The sequence below is a fragment of the Acinetobacter sp. ANC 4216 genome (assembly GCF_004331195.1).
Lineage (GTDB): Bacteria > Pseudomonadota > Gammaproteobacteria > Pseudomonadales > Moraxellaceae > Acinetobacter > Acinetobacter kookii.
Window position 1 is genome coordinate 214,825 of record NZ_SJOC01000003.1, and the last position, 24,282, is coordinate 239,106.

Genomic DNA, 24,282 nt, shown 5'->3' on the forward strand with positions numbered 1-24,282 from the left:
ATTATTATAATAATTGATGCTTTTTTACACCAATCAAACAAAAATCGAGCCGATAATTGTAACGCAAAAAGGCTGATGACCCAAGAGCCATCAGCCAATTTTTGGGGTCAATTTAAAATTAGACCCCGATCGAAATTACTTAACAGTAACTGTAGCACCAGTTTCTTCAAGTTTTTTCTTAAGTTCTTCAGCTTCTTCTTTAGAAACACCTTCTTTAAGAACTGAAGGAGCGCCTTCAACCATGTCTTTAGCTTCTTTCAAGCCAAGACCAGTGATTTCACGAACTGCTTTAATTACAGCTACTTTGTTAGCACCGAAAGAAGTCAACTCAACGTTGAATTCAGTTTGCTCTTCAGCAGCAGCAGCAGCACCAGGAGCAGCAGCAACAGCTACAGCAGCAGCAGATACGTTGAATTTTTCTTCGAAAGCAGAAATAAGTTCAACAAGTTCAAGAACAGTTTTTTCAGCTACTGCGTTTAGGATTTCTTCGTTAGTTAAAGCCATGAGAATAACTCCAAATGGGGATTGAATGGTGTGAAAGTAAATTTAAGCTTATGCAGCTTCTGACTCGTTTTTCTCTTTGAGCGCAGTAATAAGGCGACCCAATTTCGAAATAGGAGCTTGAAGAACGTTTGCAAGCATAGTAAGCGCTTTTTCTTGGTTTGGAAGGTTTGCGATAACGCTAACTTCAGCACCTTGATAAACTTTGCCGTCAAATGCAGCAGCTTTAAGTTCAAATGCTTTGTTCGTTTTAGCAAATTCTTCAAACAAGCGAGCAGCTGCGCCCATGTCGTCTTCAGAAGTTGAGAAAGCTAAGATTGTTGGGCCAACAAGGTTGTCATTCAAGATATTGAATTGAGTATCTTGAAGAGCACGTTTAGCCAAAGTGTTACGCACAATACGTGTGTGAACACCTAGTTTACGAGCTTCAACACGAAGAGCAGTTAATTGCTCAACAGTTAAACCTTGATAGTCAGCAACAACAGCAGCAAATGCAGTAGAAGCAACTTCAGCTACTTCAGCTACGATCTGTTTTTTGCCTTCGATAAGAAGAGCCATTGTAAAACCTCCTAACGGTGATTTATGCACTTACAAAGAAGTACACTCCCAATTCGTAAGGCCATCACTGGACTTACACGCGGAGGATGAACAAATCACACCACCGCGTCTACTCGGACTGGACTTTTAAGAAGTGAGTTCCGGAGAACTCCCCTCGCCCGAGGTCTTTGACGCTGACAAATTTACATTTATCAATTCAAAGTTTGCCTGAGGGGCGATCAGCAAATTGCGCTTCGCGCCTTGCGACGTACACGTCTCATTTGCCGACACGCAAGACAAGAAGCTACGCTTCGAGTGAAGCTTATTTCTTATCTTGCGTAAAAATCAAAGCAGCGCTTTGATTTTTACTCAGGGCTTTAAAATTCTTTTCTAAGTCAAACTTAGTTAGTTACGTTTGCTACATCAATAGTAAGACCAGGACCCATAGTTGAGCTTAAAGTGATCTTTTTGATGTAAACACCTTTAGAAGTAGCAGGTTTTGCTTTCTTAAGGTCAGCTACAAGAGCTTCAACGTTTTGACGAACAGCAGCAGCTTCAAAGCCAACTTGACCGATCGCAGCGTGGATGATACCCGCTTTGTCTACACGGTAACGTGCTTGACCAGCTTTAGCGTTTTTAACCGCGCCAGCTACATCAGGAGTTACTGTACCCACTTTAGGGTTTGGCATTAAGCCACGTGGACCAAGAATCGTACCAAGTTTACCTACAACGCGCATTGCATCTGGAGCAGCAATTACAACATCAAAGTCAAGGTTACCCGCTTGGATGCTTTCAGCAAGGTCATCAAAACCAACGATGTCTGCGCCTTCAGCTTTAGCAGCTTCAGCAGCAGCGCCTTGAGCAAACACAGCAACACGTACAGTTTTACCTGTACCTGCAGGAAGTGTAGTCGCGCCACGAACAACCTGGTCAGATTTACGAGGGTCAACACCCAGGTTTACTGATACATCCAAAGATTCTTTGAATTTAGCAGCAGGAAGGCTAGTTAAAACTTGTACCGCTTCTTCCAAAGTGTAAACTTTGTTTGCTTCTACAGCAGCAGCAATGGCTTTTTGACGTTTAGTTAACTTTGCCATGTCTTATAGCTCCACTTCCAAGCCCATAGAACGCGCAGAACCAGCAATGGTACGTACACGTGCGTCTAAATCAGCACCAGTTAAATCTGGTTCTTTAGTAGTCGCAATTTCTTCTAACTGAGCGCGAGTCAACTTACCAACTTTAGTTTTGTTCGGTACAGCTGAACCCTTTTGAATACCAGCAGCTTTCTTAAGAAGAATAGCAGCAGGTGGAGTTTTCATGATGAATGTGAACGACTTGTCGTTGTACACAGTAATCACTACAGGAATTGGAAGACCTGGTTCAACTTTTTGTGTTGCAGCATTGAATTCTTTACAGAATGCCATGATGTTAACACCACGTTGACCTAGTGCAGGACCAATCGGTGGAGATGGATTCGCTTTACCAGCTGGAACTTGCAGCTTGATATAGCCGTCAATCTTCTTAGCCATTTCAAATTACCTCTGGGTACAAACGCCGCTAGGCTCCCCAACATTATTCACGTAACAAAACTGTTACAACAACAATGCCCGATCCATAACAAATCGGGCGTTTTCAATCCAGCTTAAATCAGTTCGCTTTTTCGACTTGACGAAATTCGAGCTCAACCTGAGTTGGACGATTGAATACATTGATTGTCAACGTTAAACGTGACTTCTCGTAAAGAACTTCTTCCACCACACCTTTAAAGTCTGTGAATGGACCATCAATAACAAGTAATTCTTCGCCTGGCTCAAACATCGTCTTAGGACGAGGCGCTTCACCAGTATTGCGTACACGTGCAAGAATCGCATCAGCTTCTTTTTGCGTAATTGGTGCAGGTTTCTCTGCTGTACCACCAATGAAACCCAATACTTTTGGACACTCTTTAACAATGTGCCAGGTATCATCATTCATTTCCATTTCGACCAATACATAGCCAGGAAAGAATTTACGCTCTGATTTACGCTTCTTGCCATCCTTCATCTCTACCACTTCTTCGGTAGGAACCAGGACTTCACCAAAGCTATCGGCTACAGCGCTACGCTGGATTCGATCATTAAGTGAACGCATCACTTGTTTTTCATAACCTGAATAGGCATGAATAATGTACCAACGTTTCATAGCTCTTTTACCCGATAAAAAACTTCATTAACCAGCCCAAGATGTAATCAAAACACCATAAAACAATGGCAGCGATTACAACAACAGCAAGAACATGCCAGGATGTGGACACTGTTTCCTGCTTAGTCGGCCAAGTCACACGACGCAGCTCAATTCGAGAGTCTTTCAACAAACGAACAAAGCCTTTGCCTTGATGGGTGGCGTATAATAAACCTAAAGCCACTACGATACAAGCCAAAATTACTCCAACGCGCACCCAAACATTGTTGGCAGGTGCCCAATACGCTGGCAAATACTGACCCACCATGGCTGCACCGATTAATAAAATCAATGCGATAACCCATAGAACAATATCTAAAGGGGAACCAGAATTAACAACTTCAGCAGAATTATTTCTTTGTGGAATTGGCGCTTCGCTTAATGCGTCACGCGATTTATCATTCGACATTTTTGTACTCGTCGTAGGCTTCGCGACTTATTATATGACAATTTAACCAGCATCAAGCTTTTTTTTAAAAAAATGGCAGGCCAGGAGGGACTCGAACCCCCAACATTCGGTTTTGGAGACCGACGCTCTACCAATTGAACTACTGACCTACAGTACAAATCGGGAACTTAAGTCCCCGATCTGTAATTTAACTTATGGTTGCTATTATGCAGTTACTTTAGCAACAACACCAGCACCAACTGTACGACCACCTTCACGGATCGCAAAACGTAGACCTGGGTCCATTGCGATTGGGTGGATCAACTCTACTGACATTTCTACGTTGTCACCAGGCATAACCATTTCAACGCCTTCTTTCAACTGGATTGCGCCAGTTACGTCAGTTGTACGGAAATAGAACTGTGGACGGTAACCGTTAAGGAATGGAGTGTGACGACCACCTTCTTCTTTAGAAAGTACGTATACTTCTGCATCGAATTTAGTGTGCGGCTTGATTGTACCTGGCTTAGCCAATACTTGACCACGTTGAACGTCTTCACGTTTAGTACCACGTAGAAGAACACCACAGTTCTCGCCTGCACGACCTTCGTCAAGCAATTTACGGAACATTTCAACGCCAGTTACAGTTGTTTTAACTGTGTCTTTGATACCTACGATTTCAACTTCTTCGCCTACTTTCACGATACCTGATTCAACACGGCCAGTTACTACTGTACCACGACCAGAAATTGAGAATACGTCTTCGATTGGCATCAAGAATGCTTTGTCGATTGCACGTTCTGGTTCTGGGATGTAAGAGTCAAGCGCTTCAACAAGAGCAAGAACTGAAGATTCGCCGTATTGACCAGCATCACCGTTAAGCGCAGCCAAAGCTGAACCACGGATAACAGGAGTGTCATCACCAGGGAAGTCATAAGTAGAAAGAAGTTCACGAACTTCCATTTCAACCAGCTCAAGAAGCTCTTCGTCATCTACAAGGTCACATTTGTTCAGGAACACAAGGATGTAAGGTACACCTACTTGGCGAGACAAAAGGATGTGTTCACGAGTTTGTGGCATAGGACCGTCAGTCGCAGCACATACAAGGATCGCACCGTCCATCTGAGCAGCACCAGTGATCATGTTTTTAACATAATCGGCGTGTCCTGGGCAGTCTACGTGAGCGTAGTGACGAGTTGGAGAATCGTATTCTACGTGTGAAGTATTAATTGTAATACCACGTGCTTTTTCTTCTGGTGCAGAGTCAATTGCTGCGTAATCTTTCGCTTCACCGCCGTAAGTTTTTGCACAGATAGTTGCAATTGCAGCAGTTAAAGTAGTTTTACCATGGTCGACGTGACCAATTGTGCCCACGTTTACGTGTGGCTTATTACGTTCGAACTTAGCCTTAGCCATGTTTATATTCCTCGTTTACGTCGAACACAATTCTGAGTAAAACTCAGCATCGACTTATCGCCTTAAAAACCAAACACCCAATACTTGAAAAGCAGACTAATAAGCCTGCTTTTTAAAATTTTTGCAACAATGTTGCCAAACTGTATCTGGAGCTCTTATCGAGATTTGAACTCGAGACCTCTCCCTTACCAAGGGAGTGCTCTACCACTGAGCTATAAGAGCAAATAAAAACTTCAATGGAGCGGGAGACGAGGGTCGAACTCGCGACATGTAGCTTGGAAGGCTACCGCTCTACCAACTGAGCTACTCCCGCACGATGTTGGTACAAACCACTTATTGAAGTCTTAAAATTGGTGGTGAGAGAAGGATTCGAACCTTCGAAGCTTACGCGACAGAGTTACAGTCTGTTCCCTTTGACCGCTCGGGAATCTCACCATTTTACACTTACTTCAGTGTCGTTCTTTTACCCCACTACTCAAACTTTCTAAGATGGTGCCGGCACACGGATTCGAACTGTGGACCTACTGATTACAAGTCAGTTGCTCTACCAACTGAGCTATGCCGGCGTTTCTTAGTGTTTCGTACGTTTCGTATCGGAACGGTGTGCAGTTTAGCAAAACTTAGAATCCGTGCAAGTGTTTTTTTCAAAAAAACCGTCAAAAACTCATAAAATCAACCCGTTTGATGATAATTCAACCGCTTTGATCACTGCGCGAGCTTTTATCTGGGTTTCATTCCATTCAGATTCAGGGTTTGAGTCATAAACCAGACCTGCGCCAGCCTGAACATAAACCTTATTTTCGCGAATTACACAGGTCCGAATGGCAATCGACATGTCCATTTCACCATGCCAGCCTAAATAACCCACAGCTCCGCCAAAAATTCCGCGTTTGACCGGCTCGACTTCGTCAATAATTTCCATGGCACGGATTTTGGGTGCGCCTGAAAGCGTTCCTGCCGGAAAAGTGGCTTTAAACACATCCAGCGCATCGACATCATCACGGACTTCGCCCTGCACATTCGAAACAATGTGCATGACATGCGAATAACGTTCGATCACCATTTTATCGGTAACCTGCACTTTCCCGATTTTTGACACACGCCCGACATCGTTACGCCCCAGATCAATCAGCATTAAATGCTCGGCAATCTCTTTTTCATCGGACAGTAAATCGTGCTCAAGTGCCAAATCTTCTTCTTTGGTTTTGCCGCGTGGACGTGTACCCGCCAAAGGACGAACGGTCGCAATGCCATTTTCCAGGCGCGATAAAATTTCCGGTGAAGATCCGACAATATGAAATGGCTTTTGATTATCTAAAGTCTGACCTTGCACCAAGAACAGATACGGCGATGGATTCAGATGACGCAGTGCACGATACACCTGTAAAGGCTCACCATCGAAGTCCGAGACCATACGATGCCCCGGCACCACCTGCATCACATCGCCCGCTTTAATATATTCCTTCACCTTGGCAATCGACTCGATAAACTTGTCATGCCCGGTCAAAGACTCAAAGTGTGGTGCCGTATGTTTTTTGGCTTGCAGGCTAATGGGTGTTGCCAGTATTTCTTCCAATTTGTCTAGCTGCGCTTGAGCTTTAGCATAGGCTTCAGGCTCATTGACATCCGCATGCACAATCAGGAACAAGGTATCTTTTAAATTATCAAACACAATCACGGTTTTAGACAGCATCATCCAGATATCTGGCAAGCCTACCGGATCGGCTTCAGGCACATTTTTTAGGCGCGGTTCAATATAGCGTACCGAGTCATAGCCAAAATAGCCCACCAGCCCCCCGGTGAAGCTCGGCAAATCAGGCAAATCTTTTTGGGTCGGCACATGGAACTGCGCCTGAAAATCACGGATATATTGGAATGGATCGCTACATGGCTGAGTATCAACAGAACCATCCACCTGCTGAACGGTTAATACACCGCGATTGCATGAAAAAACAGTGGACTCACCAAGGCCGATAATGGAATAACGCGCCCAGTTTTCTCCACCCTCAACCGATTCAAACAGATAGGCCTGACTGTGGTCTTTCAGACGCGCAAAGACAGATAATGGTGTTTCGGTATCTGCCAAACGCTGACGATAAACCGGGATCAGGTTATAACCCTCAGATTGTAACTGTTCGAATTGAGCTTGAGTTGTCATGAGTATTCTCTATATGTTTTCGATATGGCTGCTTTACGTTTGTTTTCCTGTAGTCTGACTTAGTTTCGCCATCGAAAAACCATAAAATTTCTCATTCCGCTATCCTTAATTTTCACTTATTGCGCGAGTAATTCTGTTAAATCATCAACCACTTGTTGCGGCTGGCAATCATGAATATCTTCACCATGATTATAGCCATAGCTCACCACAATACAATCAACTCCTGCACGTCTTGCCGCTTCCACATCATTGCTGGAATCACCAATCATTAAGGTTTCTGCCGCAGTGACATCATACTCATCAACACAAAACAGCAGCTGCCGAGGATGGGGTTTACGCTCTTCAAAACGGTCTCCGCCAATCACATCCACAAAATAATGGCTCAAGCCCAGCGCCTCAACAATCGCACGTGCCGGCTGTTCGGGTTTGTTGGTGACACAAATCATTTGCTTATTGTTGCTTAAGCCCCAATCCAGAAATGCAACCACCCCTTTAAAAGGCTGGGTATCCACACAGGGGTCTGCATTATAAATATTTAAAAAAGTCGTCAACAATTGCTGATGCTGCGCAGGGTCCACCTTTCCGGTGAGATATTGCAAAGTGCTATGGCAAAAAACAGAGGTTCCCTTACCAATCCAGGTGCGCACCTGCTCCTCAGTCACGCTCGGTAATTGCAAGGCATTCAGGCTCATGTTCATGGCCCGGTATAGATCTGATGCTGAGTCAACTAACGTACCATCCAGGTCAAATAAAATCAGTTCACGGCTTGCAAGTTTTGCTACAGACATCATTTCCCTCTCACGATTTATTTTAGCCCATACCCATACAATGAAGGCATGCGATTGCATGCCTTCATTGTATGTCGCATGCAGGCTTATTTAAAGAATAACCAGGCAATGATTGCCAGGATAATCAATACAACAATGGAGATTAGACCCACGGATGCATTTTTCTGCTCTTCCTTGACCTGCTCTACACGGGATACTGGTGTTTCAACCGCGATGGGTGTTTGCTTCTCGGGAATGGCACTCAGGTCGACACCTTCAGGAATCGGTGCAGGTTTCGGGATGGCAACCCCTTGTGGCATACCATCACGGCTCAGCTGAACATTGGCATCACGCTCGGTCAGTTCCGGCATGCCCTGATCATTCATTTGCTGTGCTGCAGTCTTTGCTGCTGGCTCAACCGGTTCTGCTGCCGCAGTCTCAGAAACTGCCACTGCTTCTGCAGGTTGTGCGCTGGTCGGCACACTTTCTGTTTCAGTTAAAGCAGGCTCAATGTCTTTAGCGGGTGCAAGCACGGAAAATTTCAGGCTTGCGAACTGAACGATATCCCCTTCTTTTAACAGGGTTTCATGCTCAATACGCAAGTCATTGACGAAGGTGCCATTCGATGAATTCAAATCCTGCAGCCATAAGGCCTGGTCTTTAAGCAAGAAAGCCGCATGCTTGCGGGAAATTTCCCCGGCCTGCAACACGATATCTGCGCTCTGATGGCGACCGACCAACATATCACGGTCGATGCTGATTTCCTGTCCCGTTAATTCACCGGTAATTGCTTGTATTTTCCAAGTCATGAAATGCACTTCTCTTTGTGATTTTTCATCATCATATCACGGCAAATATTCAATTCTTTAACCACGCTATTAAGAACCGGAACGAATCGTAGTCGTGGTCACGGTATTTTTGGTTTTTTTAACCTCGGTCACCGGCACACTAACCTTTTGTTTCTGCACGACCGGCTCAATTGCAACCGGTGTGCTAAACGTAGCTGCATTTGGCTGATTCTGGGTTGCGGATGGCAGGGTTTGATAAAGAGGAGCTTTCGGTGCCGATGGCGTGACCGGAATTCGCTGCTGATAAATGTCTTCTACATTTTCCGGCAATTTGGCAAAACTGCCATCCCGATCCATGGCCAACTGCAAGCTGTACAACTGGCTATAACGCTGCTGCGACAAACGGCGCACATCATTCTTATCTCCAACAATGGTTGGGTGGATAAACACCAGCAAATTGCGCTTCTCATTGGATTTGGCATCGGCACGGAATAAACGCCCCAGACCTGGGATTGCCCCCAAACCTGGTACCGACTGACGCGAATGAATCGAGTTATCGGAAATTAAGCCACCCAACACAATGGTCTGCCCATGCTCAGCCAGAATCGAGGTTTTAATGGCACGCTTGCTGGTGACCAGATCCTGCGCCTGACCTTTGTCCTGCACCGCAGAAACTTCCTGCTCGACTTCAAGACGAACCGAACCGCCCTCGCCAATATGCGGCACCACCTTTAAAGTGACACCAACATCCTTACGTTCTACCGTGGTATACGGATTCAACCCTGCGGAAGTCGTGGTTGCGGAACCGGTCACAAACGGAACGTTCTGTCCCACCACAATATAGGCTTCTTCATTGTCCATGGTGACAATGGAAGGTGTGGACAGCAGATTGGACTTGGTCTTGCTTTTTAGGGCCTGAATCAATGCGCCATACAGTTTGCGTGAACCGTTATCACCTTCTTTATAATCTCCAAGCAGCAATGAAGTACCGGTGCCCAATTTGGCCGCAGCACCTGCCGCCCCTCCGGCTACATAGCCGGCGGCAAGATCGGCAATACTCGCACCGACATTGCTAAAGTTGATTAAGCCAATGCCACTATTCAGATCACCCAAAGCCCACTGCACACCCAGCTGATCGGCATCATTGCCTTCCACTTCAATAATTGCGGCTTCGATGAGTACCTGTTGACGGCGGATATCCAGCTGCTGAATAGCCGATTCAATCTCACGCATCAGTTGCGGATCGGCTTTCACTACCAATGAATTTTGGCTGTCATCGGCAATGATACTGACGCCATTAGCATTAAAACTGGTAATGCTATTTTGACTGTTACTGTTTGATCCACCGCCCAAATTAATTGCCGGAGTCGAAATACTGGAAGAACTGCCACTGGACGAAGAACTGCTTGAATTATTAGCCAGGTTGTTCATCCCACTATTGTTTGAGGATGAACGACTGGAATTGGATGAACCAGATACCGACTGGCCTGACACCAGACCCTGCAATATTTCCGCCAGATTTTTGGCACTGGCATATTTCAAGCGGAACACTTTTAAACCGCCCAACCGATCAGCGGCTGGCACATCCAGCATTTCAATCATCTGGCGGATGCGTTTGCGCGTTGCAGTATCACCTTTCAGTACAATCCGGTTGGTGCGAGTATCTGCAATGATACGGATACGGGAGCCCTTTAAGTCCCGGGCTGCACCGGTAGAGCTCATGGATTCCAGCAAACCCAGCATTTCTTCAGCCTGACTGGATTGCAGGCTCACCGCTTCGATATCATTTTGCCCGGTACCATCCAGATTACGGATAATGGTTTCCAGCTGATAGATATTGCTGGCACGGTCTGACACAATCAGCGCATTGGTTCCAGCCACTGCCGATAAATGGGCAAATTGCGGCATCAATGGACGGATGGCTGGAATCAGGTCATTCGGATTGGTATTCTCCAGCCAGATCACCCGCGTCACAATCTGATCACCGGTCGCACGGTGTTTGCTGTCAAAAGGCACACCGGAGCTTTTGACATTGCTATCCGGAACCAGCTTGATGGTATTGCCTGAAGGAATGGCAACCACGCCATTCACGTTCAACACCCCCAGAAATAAATCGTAGACTTCGGCTTTATTTAAAGGCTTATTGGAAATGACCGTGACATTGCCGCGCACACGCGGATCAACAGCAAAATTTTTCCCCGTAATATCGGCCACTTCATTAATAAATGCAGTTAAATCAGCATCTCGTAAGTTGATTTTCCATGTTTGTGCTTGAGTAGAGGTACTCACCATAGCAATCAGGGGTGCAGCCGCGAATAAAGCCCAAACTGGACGATGATGATTAAATAAAGCCATAAAGTTCCGTGCTTCCTAATCCTGTAAGGTGACGATGCATCACTTAAAAATTTTGTTGAATGGTCATCACTTGATCACCACGCTTTATTTCTATTTTGACCTGACCTTCACGTCGAGCCTGTTCCAGCAACTGGGCATCACTTTGCCCCTGCCCGACAGCCTGTCCATTTAAAGACATGATCCGGTCACCAGGTTGTAGCCCCAGCTTACTGCGCAATGCTGCCGGTGTTCTTGCCGTAACTTCATAGCCCCCACTCGCTGCATTGACCCCCATATCTTTTAAATACTGATCGCGGTCTTCCTGTATTTTCTGTACTGCCTGCCCTAAAGCATTTTGTTCCTGGCTGGGCATAGGCGGTGTGGTCTGATTATTCATCGGCAAGCTGTTTGTTGCTACCGGTGGAATAATGCTTTGATCCAGACCATTTTCCATGCCTTTAAATTGGAGTTCTCGGGTAGCCCCATTACTTTGACGCAACACCACCCGGTCCCAATACACTTCAGCCAACTGATAAGAGGTCGGGGCAATATTTTCGCCGACCCGATAGCGATCTGACTGATCATTGACTTTAATCACTGCCGAGGAAAATTGATTTGGATAACCGACCACCACACCTTGCAAAATCAAATTGGCAGTATCTTCTGCCGCAGCTGTTCTGCCTGCTTCCTGAAACAGGGCAAATGAAGAAATATTGGGCACCTGCGGCTGCTGTGAACCCAATTCAACACGGTCCAGCTGCATGACCTGAGGCGGCGCCACCAGCAGCCAGAAAATGTTTGCCAACTTCCAGCATAAATATAAAATCAGCAGAACCAAGAATAAAGGTGCAATCCGGTCCGCCTGTTTCCAGTTGAATTGTTGAATTTTTTTTAGCCACTGATTCATTAGAGGCCACCTTTAAACAAAGGTTGGCGCGAACTCACCACATAGGTATCCAAACCAGCTTTTCCATTATAAGAAGCAATATTCAGCAGCAGACGCTGAGTCAATTGCACATCAAGCATCAAGTTTTGATCCAGCTCCAATGCCATCAGCTTTTGATCACGCTGATCCCGGATATCAAAGAGCAGCTTATTATTTTCATCCGACAATTTTCCTTTCAAGGAAGGAATATTCATTTGATCCTGACGCTGGGCATAGTGATAAACTAGCTCACCCCCCATCCATTGCAACTGACCGTCAGCCCGAGCAAAACCCTGTTCTTTTTTAAAATTAAAATGAATATCCTGCAATTGAATGGCATTGGCCGGCCACTGCCATTCCACCAGATGTTTCAGCGTTTCCGGTGCAACCTGACCATTCAAGTCATGAACCATGATTTTTTTGCCAAAACCATAGCCAACAACAGCATCCAGTTGGGTATTCCCACTATGTACCTCTATGTTTGCCCCTAAACGCAGCAAAAAAATATCCAGAGGACGTGTTTTCCAACTTAACGATCCGGTTAAATTCCCCGTCTGCCAATCAGCCTGCCCTTGCCAAATATTACCGCTTACATTTTGCAAGACCTGGTTGTTTTTATAAAATTTTGAAATGAGCCAAGCCGCTGGAATTTGGAGTAATACGAACATGAAAAAGACACTGATGGAGAAAATCCACCACGTGATATATTTGGGTTTGTTTATCATCCCATCACGACCCACATAATCAATTATTCTTCCCTTAACACTAATATTATATTTCTATCCCCATTATGCACACTTTTTCCTCAACGCCAATTCCAAGTGATAAAAATAGATATAAAAAAAACCACGCTTAAAAGCCTGGTTTTTTTAATTTAATCCAGTTGGATGACTATCTGATGAATATTTCCATCAGATGAGAAAATCTTCCAGCTTTGCACCACTTTCAAGTTCTGCAACCAGCCAGCGAGGTTGTTTGCCACGTCCTGTCCAGGTATCCGCTGAATTCTTTTTGCTGCGATAACGCGGCTCTACAGATTTGCGTGTACTTTTCTTACGTTTGCTTGCACCAAACTCTAAAATCTGTTCAATGCTTAAACCTACATTATCGGCAATATCTAAAATTTGCTGATAAGCATCTTCAACCGCCTGATCTTTTTTAGAAGCAATTAATGCTTCCGCTTCAACTTGTAAACGCTTTAACTCTTCAACAGATAAATTACTAATATCCGGCATCATATTAACTCCACAATAAATTTTATATTTTTTTATTTAAAACCAACTCATAATATTTTTATTATTTAAAACATTCAATACAATTTTTTAAATAACAACAATCTTTAAAACAGATTTCACATTTTTTACAGTTTACAGGTCATTCGCTTTAAATGTTTTCAAATCAAATGATTCACACTTAATTCAATTTCTATGATTTTATGACGAATGATTTCAGGTATTTCCGCTTTAAGCATACTCTGCTTATTTACACAGACAATCACCGCCTCTGCTACGGCAACAGTTTTTTGTTGTGACTCACTCCATAATAAATAGCTCATCCGGAATGCACTATTACGAATTTCTTCAACACGCACCCCAATTTTAAGCCGGTCTGGATAAAATAGCGGACTGATATATTTGCACTGGTTGGTTGCCACCACCGTATAAACATCCTGTTCAAAAATACTCAAGGCATCCATATAAAAAATGCGGGCACTTTCGATATAACGGTAATACATCACGTTATTTACATGCCCAAAGGCATCCATATCCCCCCAGGCAACAGACTGATCATAAATCACCGGATAATCGGACAGGGTGAGCATATTTCTTACCTTTATATTTTTATTTCAACAAAATTTGCATTATTTTCAAAAATTAAATTTAACTGTTTAATCAAGTCATCCTGACCGTTTAAAGTAGATTTAATTCTTAAATAATTCATCATCACGTTATCTGGGTATAACTCAAGTAATTGATCAGCTTCAGCTGTTCTTGCCGTAGCGGTATAGACATGCCATTTGGCAAAGGCAAATACCGGTAAAGAAGGATATTTACTTTCCCAATAGTCAATCCGTTGCTCAACCATTAAATAATCCGGGCTCTGCTTTAATAATTGCTGCTGGAACCATAAATAAAAAACGTCTTGATTAAACTGTTGATCCAGTAAATGCAATACCAAGGCTTCATGCTGCTGGCTCATTTCCGGCATACGTGATAACAGCTTTAACCATAACACTTTAATTTCATAATCACGGCTATAAATCTGGTCTTGCAAGTCTAAATAGCGCTGTTGCAAATTTTGCAAGCTTTCGATACTGGCCTGATCAAAATTTACCAATAACTGCTGTAACCATTCCCGTTTTTTTTCTGTGCCCAGATGTCCATATTTAGTCGAGCGTAAATACATCCAGGGAAACTGAATGGCAAACTTTTCCCATAAACTGGTTAATCTTAAATCATAGGCACTTTTTACCTCATTTAACCAAGGTGAAAGCTCATGTTGATTTAAGAATTCAAGATGGGTTAATGCTTGCTCGGCATCATTTTGCGACAGGTAAATTTCTATGCGCTGTATTTCCGCCAATTCAAATGCCATGGCATTACTTTGGTTTAAAATAGCCAGTGCTTGCGGATATTGCTGCTGCATCCAATACAGACGTGAACCAATAATCCCCTTTAATAAACCCGATTGAGAAAATACGTTTTGAATAAATTGATGCTGATCTTGTGCAGCTTCCAATAACCAAATTACGGCCAACTGTTCATAAGGGTGCAAGTTTTTAAAATTAAAAACAGTTTCCAGCTTGCGTTGTTCCCGGGTTAAATAACGTTTAATCAGCAGCCATACTAACTGGATTAACAGGCTTAAACTCGCCAGAATAAAAAACATGATCCAGATATTGGTTTGAATTTGCCATTCACGCCAATATAAATACACATAACCTGCGCCATAACCGTAACTTAAAATACTTAAACCTGCGATAATAAGTAGGCTGATAAAAGCATAGGCCAGTAAAATCTGCTTCATGAATTCATCACCCCAATAATGCACGCGTATTTAAACTAGGCGTAGGCACAACCGTAAATCCTTTGATCTTCTGGATATTCTGAATCAGCTGTCGCGATTTCTCATCCGGGATTTGATTTAATAGTTGAATAATTTCAGTCAGTGATTTTTGATACTCTAAATATTGCCCCTGTTTTAAGGCTTGTTGAGCAATCAGCAATCGGAGCTGTGCCTCTTTTAAAATTAACGGACGCTGCATGAGCGCCGTAGCAGGTTGTTTTGCAGGTTCAATCAGCAGCCAACGTTGCCAGAACGGTTTATCCGGTGCCTGACTCACGCTTAATTGAGGGGCTTGTAATTCCTGGGCCAAGGCAGCATCCAGTTGCTGGATCAGCCTATCCACCTTGACTTGCTGAGCCATTCGCTCACCGACAAAATGCTGAATAACCTGATGATCTTTGGCAATGACCTGATGCAAACTTTGCTTCAATGGTGCCGCCAGGGCATATTGCTCAAGATTTTGATCTAAACGGGTTAATTTATCCAGGGCAGCAGTAAACTGTTGTTGCTGCAACATAAATTCAATCAATTCAAGTTGCTGTTTAATCACGACCACAGGATCAATACTTGTCGCCTGAATGCTTTTTAAATCCTCTGCAGCCTGTGAATTGGCCGGTGCCGATTCTCCTGTCAGCATGACTTTGCGCTGTAAAGCAACAAATTGATCATTTAAATTTGCATTATTCTGTTCAATCCGGTGCAGACTGGTATTTAATTCTGTTTGTTGTGCAGCAAGATTAAATAAGTCATAACTCAATTTAACAATCCAGAGCAGACTTAAAATAAATAATAAAATGAGTGTTTTCTTCATGTGTTCCCTTGCACAACAACAAGCTTCTGCAGAATTGAATCTGTTTTTAAATCAGTGAGTCGCGTGATATTAAAACATGTTGCCTGATTTTTTTTATAATTCGAAACAACTTGATACAAGCGCTCCCCCAAAACCAGATAATGTCCTTTTGCAATAAGGTGCTTCTGATGTCGCATGAGCTGAATCCAGTTTAGCCAACCCGCTTCACTACTCACCACCATAGCATACTGTTTTTGTTTTTCTAATAAAGAGAATATGTTAGCTAAATCTTGCTGAGTAAATACAGGACAACGGCGCTCATATAAAACAAAATTTAGAATTTGCATGCCTTGCTGTTTTAACTGGTCCATCATAAACATCCGTCCCCCTTCACCACGCCAGAAAGCCAGACACTGGCGTGAATCAAGCGTTTGTAAAACTGGAAGCTGTAACATTCCTTCCGATGTTTCAACTTTGGGGACTTCGGCAGAAATACCATATTGCGCCAAAGCCTGAGCAGTGCGATCCCCGACCGCAATCCACTGAATATGCTGAAGTTGATCCAGGGTAATACCCGACTGTTTTAAATACGCCATACCAATTTGCACGGCCGTGGGACTGACCACCACAATTACCTGCGCATCCGGCAATTGCCGGTAAAGTGCAGATAAATCTTCTGACCAGGCTTGTGGCAGCAACTCCAGCAAAGGTAAATCCACCACATCAATGTGAGCCAGGCGTAATGCATGGCTCAACTCTTCTGCACGGTCTTGCGGACGTGTATTGATAAACAGCATATTAATAGAGGGCTTTCAGCAAATCACCCGCGCCCTGGGCTAACAGTTCTTGAGCCAAAGCCACTCCAATTTGCTCAGCCTGGGCGGTCTCACCAACTTGTTCGGCTTTGAGTAAAGTTTTGCCATCGACACTTCCCACACGCCCCTGGATATGGATTTGACCCTGTTCAAGGATGGCATAACCTGCAATTGGCACCTGACAGCCCCCTTCCAGATAGGCATTGAAGGCACGTTCTGTCCGTACGCACACATCGGTTTCGCTATGTAGCAGCGGCAAAATCAGCTCCAGCACTGCCTGATCTTCCGCACGGCATTCCAAACCCAGTGCACCTTGCCCAACTGCAGGCAAACTCACTTCCGCTGGCAAGGTATGGCGAATCCGTTCTGCCAGACCTAAACGCTTTAAACCGGCACTGGCCAGAATGATGGCATCATACAGGCCTGCATCCAGTTTGGATAAACGCGTACCCACGTTGCCACGCAGATCAATAATCTCCAAATCAGGACGGGCTTTTAAAATCTGGCTTTTACGGCGCAAACTGGATGTACCCACCTTGGCGCCTTGTGGCAAGTCATCAAAACTTGCATAAGTATTCGACACAAAGGCATCCAGCGGATCTTCGCGCTCACAAATCACGGCGAGGGACAAACCGGCAGGTAACTTCATCGGCACATCTTTCATTGAATGCACCGCCAGGTCTGCACGGCCATCCAGCAGAGCTGCTTCTAATTCTTTAACAAACAGCCCTTTTCCACCAATCTTGGCTAAAGGCGTATCCAGAATTTTGTCGCCCTGGGTGACGAAGGTCACTAACTCAACTTTTAGATCTGCATGCAATGCCTCCAAACGGGCACGAATATGTTCCGCCTGCCATAAAGCAAGCGGGCTTTGTCGAGTTGCAATCTTCAAAATTTTCATAAATCCAGGAAACAGTCTATAAGTGCATTAGTGTAAACTTAACGCGCTGACTGGAAAATGCAAGTAAATTTGCACTGCCGGTGTGACCTAAATTCATGAAAACAGATTTACATCTTTTGGATGCGTTCTCTTAAATTGGGCAGATGACGTCGGCTGACCGCCAGGCGCTCTTCCAGTTCACGGCAGCGCACCTGATACTGTCCCGAACTGATCACTTCAAGACCATCCAGAAAATGTACGGAAACCAAGGCATTGCGATGAATTCGAATGAACTGGTCACCAAATTCGTTTTCCAGATCTTTTAAAGTTTCATCGATCAGTACACTGCCATTTTTATGCCGTACCGTAACATATTTTTGATCTGCCAAAAAATAATAAATATTTTCTACAGGAACCAGCTCTACGCCACGATAGGTTTTTGCCACAATCTGGTGGCGTTTTATATTGAGTTCGTCCATATCTTCTTTTTGTTTTAAGTTGCTCATTTGTGCTTGAGTCAGTTTTGTTAAATGATCTAATACCTGTTGCAATTCCTGCTGCATCACCGGTTTTAGCAAATAGCCTTCCGCATGCGACTTAAATGCCTCCAAAGCATGTTCATCATAAGCAGTACAGAAAACAATGGCGGGCATAGGATCAAGCTGGCACAAATATTCAGCGCAGCTCAAGCCATCCATTTCAGGCATCTGAATGTCCAGAAGCACCACATCTGGCTCATAGAATTGGGTCATTTCAATTGCTTGCTGTCCATAACTTGCAGTGGCAACCACCTGATGTCCCAGTTGCGTAACTAAACGTGACAAACGCTCCACAGCGAGAGGTTCATCATCGCAAATCAGGATGTCCATTTCTCCTCCTTCACAGTTACCATGATTTTTTTTATAGGTTAACTATGATCTTTTATTTATATCGATATTGCACAACTGTGGTAAACATTCCCTTCCCCGCGTATGTCTGAAAAGTTGCAGAGCGACCATAATATGCCTCAAGTCGCTGCTTTACATTTTCAACTGCAATACCATGTCCCTGCCGTAAATTTATTTTATCCTGTGTATAAGGGTTAGTAATGACTATATTGACTTGATTTTGCAATATTTCAATCAATATGCTTATCGTACTCTTTGTTAGAAATTTTTCAACTCCATGAAAAATACTATTTTCCACTAAAGGTTGTAAAGTTAATAACGGAATTTGTATCTGAGAAAATAGAACTTCATCGTCATATTTCCATTCCACCTGCAAGCGGTTCCCCAAGCGAATCTGCTCAATGGCCAGATAACGCTGACACAGCTCAATCTCGTCTTTTAAGCGGACCAGTTTAAGTTCCTTAAAACTTGCACGAAATAGTTGGGATAAATTCAGTAACATTTGTTCAGCTTTATCTGGATCAATGGTTATCAAACTAATCACGGTATTTAGGCTATTAAATAAAAAATGTGGATGAATCCGGGCTTGCATGGCCTGAATACGTGCATTCAATTCACTGTTTTGCTGACGTGCCCATTGTTCTCGCATATACAGATAGCGAAAACAAAATGCACCAATCAGTACCCCATAACTCAGATGCAACACCACGCCATCCAGTAAAACCGCTGCGGTGATATGAGCGAATTGAAAATTTTGTCCAAAGAAAATAAAACCATTCAGCACCACCGTGGTCACGAGCACGATCATCTGCAGCAAAAGAAAGCCGACAACCAGGGTCTGGCCAAAACTGAAGTGCTGGATTTTGCTCTGCAAACGCTCGGTCAACGCCACAAAAGCCAGTAAAACCCAGTCAATGAACAACATATATTGCAATACACGGCTCAGGCTTAATGCCGTCCAGGATTGTGCCTCTGCCAGTGCCAGGATGACGGCCAAAATATTGCTGGCAATAAATAATTCAATTAGATGTTGCCAATGCCCTATTTTCGTAAAAAAATAGGCGTCATTGTTTTTCCGATCATCTGTATACGTCGAAGTTGGATCGACTTGTTTTTCGGCAAGTGATTCTGAATTTGCTATACTCTTGTTCAAATTACTGCTTTTTATTTTATTGAGCCGATATGACCACATCTTCTAATTCCTCAAATCCGTCACAAGCCCAAACTTCGGGTATGTGGGGCGGTCGTTTCTCTGAAGCTACTGACGCATTTGTTGCTGAATTTACAGCATCTGTTCAATTTGACCAACGCTTTTATAAACAAGATATTGCAGGTTCTATTGCGCATGCAACCATGCTTGCCAAAGTCGGTGTTTTAACTGAACAAGAACGTAATGACATCATTAACGGTTTAAACACCATTAAAGCTGAAATTGAAGCAGGTGATTTCGAATGGCGCATTGACCTAGAAGATGTGCACATGAATATCGAGTCGCGCTTGACCAGTCGTATTGGCATTACCGGTAAAAAATTACATACCGGCCGTAGCCGTAACGACCAGGTGGCGACAGACATCCGTTTATATGTACGTGATGAAATTGATGCCATTTTAGCGTTATTGCAAAAATTACAAAAAGGTATTTTGGGTCTGGCGGCGAAAAATACCAATACCATTATGCCGGGCTTCACCCATCTGCAAACTGCCCAGCCGGTAACTTTTGGTCACCACTTGATGGCCTGGTTTGAAATGCTGGTACGTGACTCTGAGCGTTTGATCGACTGCCGTAAACGTGTGAACCGCCTGCCGTTAGGTTCTGCTGCACTCGCAGGTACCACCTATCCGATCGAGCGTGAATACACCGCACAGCTTTTAGGTTTTGAAGCCGTGTGTGAGAACTCGCTGGATGCTGTGTCTGACCGTGACTTTGGCATTGAATTTAACGCTGCTGCCTCTTTAATTATGATGCACCTGTCGCGTATGTCTGAAGAAATGATCCTGTGGACCTCTGCGCAGTTCAAATTTGTCAACATTCCAGACCGTTTCTGTACCGGTTCTTCAATCATGCCGCAAAAGAAAAACCCGGATGTGCCTGAGTTGATCCGTGGTAAGACTGGCCGCGTATACGGTGACCTGATGAGCCTGTTGACCCTGATGAAAGGTCAACCATTGGCATATAACAAAGACAACCAGGAAGACAAAGAGCCATTATTTGATGCGATTGATACCGTTCGCGGTTCACTCATGGCCTTTGCCGACATGATTCCTGCGTTGGTACCAAACATCGAAATCATGCGTGAAGCTGCATTACGTGGTTTCTCGACTGCAACTGACCTTGCCGATTACCTGGTGAAAAATGGCGTGGCTTTCCGTGATGCGCATGAAATTGTCGGTAAAGCGGTTGCACTTGGCGTTCAGGAAGGCAAGGATCTGTCTGAATTGACACTTGAGCAGCTGCAACAGTTCTCTGACCTGATTCAAACGGACGTGTTTGAAAAGGCATTGACGCTTGAAGCCTCTGTAAATGCGCGTAATCACATTGGTGGGACTGCTCCTGCACAGGTTGAAGCAGCGATTGCCCGTGCCTACGCTCGTTTAGAAAAACTCTACGCTTAAGGAAAACGGATATGTCTCGACAAGTTTTTTGCCGTAAGTATCAAACAGAAATGGAAGGTTTAGACTTTGCTCCCTTCCCGGGTGCAAAAGGTCAGGAGCTGTTTGACACTGTATCTAAACAGGCCTGGCAAGAATGGCTCAAGCATCAAACGACGCTCATTAACGAGAAACGCCTAAACGTGTTTGAACCAGATGCAAAGAAATTTCTTGAAGAACAACGTGAAAAATTCTTCAATAATGATGAGTCACTGGAAAAAGCTGAAGGCCTAAAGCCTGAGGCGTGATAAAGCGGAGCGCTGCTCCGCCACGCCGCAAGACGAGAAGCTATGCTTCGAGTTGAAATTCAAAGCGCTGCTTTGAAAATTATGCAAGACAAGCGAAGCGCGTAGTTGCAAATATCACAAAGGGAATCCATACAAGGATTCCCTTTTTTAGTTTAAGAATGCTGCTCCGCCACGCCGCAAGGCAAGAGCTTTGCTCGCGCAGGCTTTAATCTAAAAAGAATCCCCTTTATTGGGGATTTCTTTTTTAAGCTGCTTTGAAAATTATGCAAGACAAGCGAAGCGCGTAGTTTTAAATGTCATGAAGGAGTCTAAAAAGGCTCCTTTTTATTTATTACGTACTGCTCCACCCAAACACAAGGCGAAGACCGTGCCTAAGCTCAAATAATAAGCGGAGCATTGCTTTGAAATTTACGCAAGACGAGAAACTATGCTTTAGATGGCAAAAATAGGGCGTTGCACTTCCAATGCTAATCTAAGCTTTCCTAAAAAACCCGAATACGACTTTAATTTTCTATTTTATTTTTAATTTTAAAAATTCTACTTATCTCCTAAATCTTTTAAACATTTAGAAATAACTGTAATTTAAAACTACATTTCTCAATAAAACTATACATTACAATACAATAACACACATGATTTGACTGTTGTCCTCCCCTATACTTGGTCTCAAGTAGATGGTTATCCATCTTATAACAATAATAAATATCCCCGATTTCAATCCTAGGTTTCCCCCAAAATCTAGGATTTTTTTTGTCCGTTATTTTTAATCCTTCTCTTTCACGAAAACCTCATAGAAATAAAAAACGCCCTGCTTTCAGGACGTTTTTTGAATTTTTTAAAGCTGAGCTTAAGGCTGTTTTAAATAAGGCCATGCCGCTTTTAAATAAATAAACATCGACCATAAAGTCAGAATGACCGCAGTGTAAAGCAATGCATAAGCCAACATTTCAAGCGGTTGCCAGTTCAGTAAAAACACTGAAATCGCAATCATCTGAAAAGCGGTTTTATATTTGCCCACTGTCGATACCGCCACACTGGTACGTGCACCCAGCTCTGCCATCCACTCGCGTAAGGCAGAAACCGTAATTTCACGGGAAATAATGACAATGGCTGCAAACGCCATAGAAATGGTGGGTTGCCATTGCACCAGAACAATCAATGCAGCCGCAACCATCAGCTTATCCGCTACAGGGTCCAAAAAACGGCCAAATGCAGAAGTTTGATTGAGTGAGCGGGCCAAATAGCCATCGAACCAGTCGGTGACAGCAGCAATGACAAAAATGGCTGTTAAAATAACGTGACGAGTCATATTTGTATCATGACCCGAAACACCCACTGCAGGGGGCCAATAGGCCACCAGCAAGAAAACCGGTATTAATGCAATACGCGCCAAAGTCAAGATATTTGGAATATTCAGGATGCGACCTGTAGTCATAGACACCGCCAATTTTTCCCCTTTATGTACAATGAAAAACCACACATATTTTGAGGATTGATTCATCGTTAGTGAGAGTCACTTTATACGAATTGCTATAAAGTGTCACTAGGCAAACACGGTAACTGTCTGTCTGGAAATCGCAATCAGTCTGTTTGCTGCATCCCAAAGATGCGCATACTCGGTCGAATAACCTTCAGCAGCATAATCGGTAAATACTTTATATTTAAACCAATCATGCAGCTGATTTTTTAAAGGGTGCACATAGGTCACATGCCAGGTCAGCGAACTGGCCGGTGCGAATGTTTTAAACATCGGCAAAACGCCAGGAGGCCACATATCGAAGGCCACCATCAAGTCGGCGATGCTCATTTCCCGATTGTCATGCCGATCCGGATTAAAACGCATCCAGCCACTAAAATCAGGTTTCACACTGCCAGTGCATGGATACTGTCCATCTACCCAGACCAGATCCATCTGTCCAAAACATTCCGGTGCTAAAGGATGATGCTGTGCAATAGTTAATTGTTCAGGCATTGGAAACTCAGGTGCAAGTCGCTCCTGCTGCACTGAAATCGCAGACTGGCGATGCATCCCAAAACTGGCAATCAAAATACTTTGTACGGCATCGTCCTGCCAGAGCCGCACTTCAACCGTGGTCACGGATTTGCCTTGACGCAAGATTTCAGCACTCAACCGGACTGGTGCCATTTGCACTGGACCGACAAAAGTCACACTGGTACTTAATAGCTGTTTTTCCGCATCGGCAACCGCGAGCAAGGCTTTTTGCATCATCATCCCGGCCACCAGTCCGCCATAAATGGTACGCCCCTGTAGCCAGCCTGGTGGAATATTAACCCATTCATCCTGTTCTATTGCTGTGAATAATTGGCGCAGTGACATCCTTCGTCCTTTGGAGTTTTTTATTGGCTCTATCTTTCACTTATTTTCAACTGTTGTGAATGATCAATGACTGCCGCGTCAGTGAGCACTTTGGCCAATCGGTTTGCATCTATTCATGCAGCACCTTATAGATGGTTCGGGCCATCACATCGCCCAAACCGGGCACCAGCTTCAAGTCATTTTCCGAGGCTTTCAGTACACCCTGAATGCCGCCAAAATGGGTCAACAGATCACGGCGACGTTTCGGTCCCAGTCCTGGAATCACTTCCAGTACCGACGAGCCACGTTTCTTGTCACGTTTGGCACGATGTTTGGTAATGGCAAAACGGTGTGCTTCATCGCGTACCTGTTGAATCAGATGCAGGGCTTTATGGTCTTCTGGCAACTGGATTTTGCTGCCATCAGTAAAATGCAAGGTTTCCAGACCGGGTTTACGCCCTTCGCCTTTGGATACCCCGACCATAAAAGCATCCAGCCCCAGCTCCTGCATCACTTCCATTGCCATATGTAATTGACCTTTACCGCCGTCAATCAACAGTAAATCCGGCAGCATGGCTTTTTTATAACGGCGGGTC

At 44.1% G+C, this 24,282-nt stretch carries 26 protein-coding genes and 5 tRNA genes; 2 read left to right on the forward strand and 29 right to left on the reverse strand.

Annotated features, from left to right (window positions below; all coding sequences use genetic code 11):
- Window positions 1-135 precede the first annotated feature (135 nt).
- The 26 genes from rplL to E0H88_RS03835 all read right to left on the reverse strand — a co-directional run bounded on the left by rplL (window position 136) and on the right by E0H88_RS03835 (window position 19,664).
- Window positions 136-504, reverse strand: a complete 369-nt coding sequence (rplL, locus tag E0H88_RS03710) for a 50S ribosomal protein L7/L12 (protein ID WP_092820247.1) — start codon at window positions 502-504, stop codon at window positions 136-138.
- Between the two features lie 48 nt (window positions 505-552).
- Entirely contained in the window at window positions 553-1,059 is a 507-nt protein-coding gene (gene rplJ, locus E0H88_RS03715) for a 50S ribosomal protein L10 (RefSeq protein ID WP_004813562.1), read from the reverse strand.
- A 380-nt stretch (window positions 1,060-1,439) separates the two neighbouring features.
- A complete protein-coding gene (gene rplA / locus E0H88_RS03720) occupies window positions 1,440-2,135 on the reverse strand; it encodes a 50S ribosomal protein L1 (protein ID WP_092820248.1) in 696 nt (231 codons plus the stop codon).
- A 3-nt stretch (window positions 2,136-2,138) separates the two neighbouring features.
- The gene (rplK, locus tag E0H88_RS03725; RefSeq protein ID WP_034587972.1) at window positions 2,139-2,567 is read right to left on the reverse strand and encodes a 50S ribosomal protein L11; all 429 of its coding nucleotides are present in this window, start codon (window positions 2,565-2,567) and stop codon (window positions 2,139-2,141) included.
- Window positions 2,568-2,685: 118 nt separating this feature from the next.
- Window positions 2,686-3,219 (reverse strand): transcription termination/antitermination protein NusG, encoded by a 534-nt coding sequence (nusG, locus tag E0H88_RS03730; RefSeq protein ID WP_086197255.1) that lies wholly within the window; start codon window positions 3,217-3,219, stop codon window positions 2,686-2,688.
- A gap of 7 nt (window positions 3,220-3,226) precedes the next feature.
- Complete coding sequence (gene secE / locus E0H88_RS03735) at window positions 3,227-3,667, reverse strand: preprotein translocase subunit SecE (RefSeq protein ID WP_092820249.1); 441 nt, start codon at window positions 3,665-3,667, stop codon at window positions 3,227-3,229.
- A 73-nt stretch (window positions 3,668-3,740) separates the two neighbouring features.
- Window positions 3,741-3,816: transfer RNA gene (locus E0H88_RS03740), tRNA-Trp, on the reverse strand.
- A gap of 55 nt (window positions 3,817-3,871) precedes the next feature.
- Window positions 3,872-5,062 carry an elongation factor Tu gene (gene tuf, locus E0H88_RS03745; protein ID WP_131273151.1) on the reverse strand — a complete coding sequence of 397 codons (1,191 nt, stop codon included), beginning with the start codon at window positions 5,060-5,062 and terminating at the stop codon, window positions 3,872-3,874.
- 147 nt (window positions 5,063-5,209) lie between these two features.
- Window positions 5,210-5,284, reverse strand: a tRNA-Thr gene (locus E0H88_RS03750).
- 15 nt (window positions 5,285-5,299) lie between these two features.
- Window positions 5,300-5,375, reverse strand: a tRNA-Gly gene (locus tag E0H88_RS03755).
- A gap of 38 nt (window positions 5,376-5,413) precedes the next feature.
- Window positions 5,414-5,497 (reverse strand) — tRNA-Tyr (locus tag E0H88_RS03760).
- A gap of 55 nt (window positions 5,498-5,552) precedes the next feature.
- Window positions 5,553-5,628 (reverse strand) — tRNA-Thr (locus E0H88_RS03765).
- A gap of 98 nt (window positions 5,629-5,726) precedes the next feature.
- Window positions 5,727-7,220, reverse strand: coding sequence for an anthranilate synthase component I (gene trpE, locus E0H88_RS03770; protein WP_131273152.1), 1,494 nt, complete (start codon window positions 7,218-7,220; stop codon window positions 5,727-5,729).
- A 116-nt stretch (window positions 7,221-7,336) separates the two neighbouring features.
- Complete coding sequence (locus tag E0H88_RS03775) at window positions 7,337-8,008, reverse strand: phosphoglycolate phosphatase (protein WP_131273166.1); 672 nt, start codon at window positions 8,006-8,008, stop codon at window positions 7,337-7,339.
- Between the two features lie 86 nt (window positions 8,009-8,094).
- Entirely contained in the window at window positions 8,095-8,796 is a 702-nt protein-coding gene (locus E0H88_RS03780) for an FHA domain-containing protein (RefSeq protein WP_131273153.1), read from the reverse strand.
- 69 nt (window positions 8,797-8,865) lie between these two features.
- Entirely contained in the window at window positions 8,866-11,130 is a 2,265-nt protein-coding gene (gene gspD, locus E0H88_RS03785; protein WP_131273154.1) for a type II secretion system secretin GspD, read from the reverse strand.
- A 43-nt stretch (window positions 11,131-11,173) separates the two neighbouring features.
- The gene (locus E0H88_RS03790) at window positions 11,174-12,016 is read right to left on the reverse strand and encodes a type II secretion system protein N (protein ID WP_131273155.1); all 843 of its coding nucleotides are present in this window, start codon (window positions 12,014-12,016) and stop codon (window positions 11,174-11,176) included.
- Window positions 12,016-12,759, reverse strand: coding sequence for a type II secretion system protein N (gene gspN, locus E0H88_RS03795; RefSeq protein ID WP_131273156.1), 744 nt, complete (start codon window positions 12,757-12,759; stop codon window positions 12,016-12,018). The genes E0H88_RS03790 and gspN overlap by 1 nt, the downstream gene beginning before the upstream one ends.
- Before the next feature lie 186 nt (window positions 12,760-12,945).
- A complete protein-coding gene (locus E0H88_RS03800; protein ID WP_092821042.1) occupies window positions 12,946-13,272 on the reverse strand; it encodes an H-NS histone family protein in 327 nt (108 codons plus the stop codon).
- A gap of 155 nt (window positions 13,273-13,427) precedes the next feature.
- Window positions 13,428-13,856, reverse strand: a complete 429-nt coding sequence (locus tag E0H88_RS03805) for an acyl-CoA thioesterase (RefSeq protein WP_092821040.1) — start codon at window positions 13,854-13,856, stop codon at window positions 13,428-13,430.
- 11 nt (window positions 13,857-13,867) lie between these two features.
- Window positions 13,868-15,061 carry a heme biosynthesis protein HemY gene (locus E0H88_RS03810; protein ID WP_131273157.1) on the reverse strand — a complete coding sequence of 398 codons (1,194 nt, stop codon included), beginning with the start codon at window positions 15,059-15,061 and terminating at the stop codon, window positions 13,868-13,870.
- 7 nt (window positions 15,062-15,068) lie between these two features.
- Window positions 15,069-15,911: a hypothetical protein gene (locus E0H88_RS03815; RefSeq protein WP_092821034.1), complete on the reverse strand. Its 843-nt coding sequence runs from the start codon at window positions 15,909-15,911 to the stop codon at window positions 15,069-15,071.
- Window positions 15,908-16,687 (reverse strand): uroporphyrinogen-III synthase, encoded by a 780-nt coding sequence (locus E0H88_RS03820; RefSeq protein WP_131273158.1) that lies wholly within the window; start codon window positions 16,685-16,687, stop codon window positions 15,908-15,910. The genes E0H88_RS03815 and E0H88_RS03820 overlap by 4 nt, the downstream gene beginning before the upstream one ends.
- Before the next feature lies 1 nt (window position 16,688).
- Window positions 16,689-17,606 carry a hydroxymethylbilane synthase gene (gene hemC, locus E0H88_RS03825; RefSeq protein WP_092821030.1) on the reverse strand — a complete coding sequence of 306 codons (918 nt, stop codon included), beginning with the start codon at window positions 17,604-17,606 and terminating at the stop codon, window positions 16,689-16,691.
- Window positions 17,607-17,713: 107 nt separating this feature from the next.
- The gene (locus tag E0H88_RS03830) at window positions 17,714-18,454 is read right to left on the reverse strand and encodes a LytR/AlgR family response regulator transcription factor (RefSeq protein WP_092821028.1); all 741 of its coding nucleotides are present in this window, start codon (window positions 18,452-18,454) and stop codon (window positions 17,714-17,716) included.
- Between the two features lie 52 nt (window positions 18,455-18,506).
- Window positions 18,507-19,664: a sensor histidine kinase gene (locus E0H88_RS03835; RefSeq protein WP_131273159.1), complete on the reverse strand. Its 1,158-nt coding sequence runs from the start codon at window positions 19,662-19,664 to the stop codon at window positions 18,507-18,509.
- On the opposite strand from E0H88_RS03835, the gene argH reads away from it, so the two are divergent.
- Window positions 19,655-21,085 carry an argininosuccinate lyase gene (argH, locus tag E0H88_RS03840; protein WP_171458663.1) on the forward strand — a complete coding sequence of 477 codons (1,431 nt, stop codon included), beginning with the start codon at window positions 19,655-19,657 and terminating at the stop codon, window positions 21,083-21,085. The genes E0H88_RS03835 and argH overlap by 10 nt on opposite strands.
- Window positions 21,086-21,096: 11 nt before the next feature.
- Window positions 21,097-21,369, forward strand: coding sequence for an oxidative damage protection protein (locus E0H88_RS03845; protein WP_086196454.1), 273 nt, complete (start codon window positions 21,097-21,099; stop codon window positions 21,367-21,369).
- 847 nt (window positions 21,370-22,216) lie between these two features.
- On the opposite strand, the gene pgsA is transcribed toward E0H88_RS03845, so the two are convergent.
- The 3 genes from pgsA to E0H88_RS03860 form a co-directional block, all read right to left on the reverse strand.
- A complete protein-coding gene (pgsA, locus tag E0H88_RS03850) occupies window positions 22,217-22,804 on the reverse strand; it encodes a CDP-diacylglycerol--glycerol-3-phosphate 3-phosphatidyltransferase (RefSeq protein ID WP_131273160.1) in 588 nt (195 codons plus the stop codon).
- A 108-nt stretch (window positions 22,805-22,912) separates the two neighbouring features.
- Window positions 22,913-23,707, reverse strand: a complete 795-nt coding sequence (locus tag E0H88_RS03855; protein ID WP_131273161.1) for an acyl-CoA thioesterase — start codon at window positions 23,705-23,707, stop codon at window positions 22,913-22,915.
- 109 nt (window positions 23,708-23,816) lie between these two features.
- Window positions 23,817-24,282 (reverse strand): helix-hairpin-helix domain-containing protein (locus tag E0H88_RS03860; protein WP_353682159.1); only part of this gene is annotated, 466 nt, incomplete at its 5' end.

What these genes read in the sequence shown, in the direction of transcription:
- rplL (WP_092820247.1), bottom strand. Translation starts at nt 504, where the DNA reads ATGGCTTTAACTAACGAAGAAATCCTAAACGCAGTAGCTGAAAAAACT.
- rplJ (WP_004813562.1), bottom strand. Translation starts at nt 1,059, where the DNA reads ATGGCTCTTCTTATCGAAGGCAAAAAACAGATCGTAGCTGAAGTAGCT.
- rplA (WP_092820248.1), bottom strand. Translation starts at nt 2,135, where the DNA reads ATGGCAAAGTTAACTAAACGTCAAAAAGCCATTGCTGCTGCTGTAGAA.
- rplK (WP_034587972.1), bottom strand. Translation starts at nt 2,567, where the DNA reads ATGGCTAAGAAGATTGACGGCTATATCAAGCTGCAAGTTCCAGCTGGT.
- nusG (WP_086197255.1), bottom strand. Translation starts at nt 3,219, where the DNA reads ATGAAACGTTGGTACATTATTCATGCCTATTCAGGTTATGAAAAACAA.
- secE (WP_092820249.1), bottom strand. Translation starts at nt 3,667, where the DNA reads ATGTCGAATGATAAATCGCGTGACGCATTAAGCGAAGCGCCAATTCCA.
- tuf (WP_131273151.1), bottom strand. Translation starts at nt 5,062, where the DNA reads ATGGCTAAGGCTAAGTTCGAACGTAATAAGCCACACGTAAACGTGGGC.
- trpE (WP_131273152.1), bottom strand. Translation starts at nt 7,220, where the DNA reads ATGACAACTCAAGCTCAATTCGAACAGTTACAATCTGAGGGTTATAAC.
- E0H88_RS03775 (WP_131273166.1), bottom strand. Translation starts at nt 8,008, where the DNA reads ATGTCTGTAGCAAAACTTGCAAGCCGTGAACTGATTTTATTTGACCTG.
- E0H88_RS03780 (WP_131273153.1), bottom strand. Translation starts at nt 8,796, where the DNA reads ATGACTTGGAAAATACAAGCAATTACCGGTGAATTAACGGGACAGGAA.
- gspD (WP_131273154.1), bottom strand. Translation starts at nt 11,130, where the DNA reads ATGGCTTTATTTAATCATCATCGTCCAGTTTGGGCTTTATTCGCGGCT.
- E0H88_RS03790 (WP_131273155.1), bottom strand. Translation starts at nt 12,016, where the DNA reads ATGAATCAGTGGCTAAAAAAAATTCAACAATTCAACTGGAAACAGGCG.
- gspN (WP_131273156.1), bottom strand. Translation starts at nt 12,759, where the DNA reads ATGATAAACAAACCCAAATATATCACGTGGTGGATTTTCTCCATCAGT.
- E0H88_RS03800 (WP_092821042.1), bottom strand. Translation starts at nt 13,272, where the DNA reads ATGATGCCGGATATTAGTAATTTATCTGTTGAAGAGTTAAAGCGTTTA.
- E0H88_RS03805 (WP_092821040.1), bottom strand. Translation starts at nt 13,856, where the DNA reads ATGCTCACCCTGTCCGATTATCCGGTGATTTATGATCAGTCTGTTGCC.
- E0H88_RS03810 (WP_131273157.1), bottom strand. Translation starts at nt 15,061, where the DNA reads ATGAAGCAGATTTTACTGGCCTATGCTTTTATCAGCCTACTTATTATC.
- E0H88_RS03815 (WP_092821034.1), bottom strand. Translation starts at nt 15,911, where the DNA reads ATGAAGAAAACACTCATTTTATTATTTATTTTAAGTCTGCTCTGGATT.
- E0H88_RS03820 (WP_131273158.1), bottom strand. Translation starts at nt 16,687, where the DNA reads ATGCTGTTTATCAATACACGTCCGCAAGACCGTGCAGAAGAGTTGAGC.
- hemC (WP_092821030.1), bottom strand. Translation starts at nt 17,606, where the DNA reads ATGAAAATTTTGAAGATTGCAACTCGACAAAGCCCGCTTGCTTTATGG.
- E0H88_RS03830 (WP_092821028.1), bottom strand. Translation starts at nt 18,454, where the DNA reads ATGGACATCCTGATTTGCGATGATGAACCTCTCGCTGTGGAGCGTTTG.
- argH (WP_171458663.1), top strand. Translation starts at nt 19,655, where the DNA reads ATGACCACATCTTCTAATTCCTCAAATCCGTCACAAGCCCAAACTTCG.
- E0H88_RS03835 (WP_131273159.1), bottom strand. Translation starts at nt 19,664, where the DNA reads ATGTGGTCATATCGGCTCAATAAAATAAAAAGCAGTAATTTGAACAAG.
- E0H88_RS03845 (WP_086196454.1), top strand. Translation starts at nt 21,097, where the DNA reads ATGTCTCGACAAGTTTTTTGCCGTAAGTATCAAACAGAAATGGAAGGT.
- pgsA (WP_131273160.1), bottom strand. Translation starts at nt 22,804, where the DNA reads ATGACTACAGGTCGCATCCTGAATATTCCAAATATCTTGACTTTGGCG.
- E0H88_RS03855 (WP_131273161.1), bottom strand. Translation starts at nt 23,707, where the DNA reads ATGTCACTGCGCCAATTATTCACAGCAATAGAACAGGATGAATGGGTT.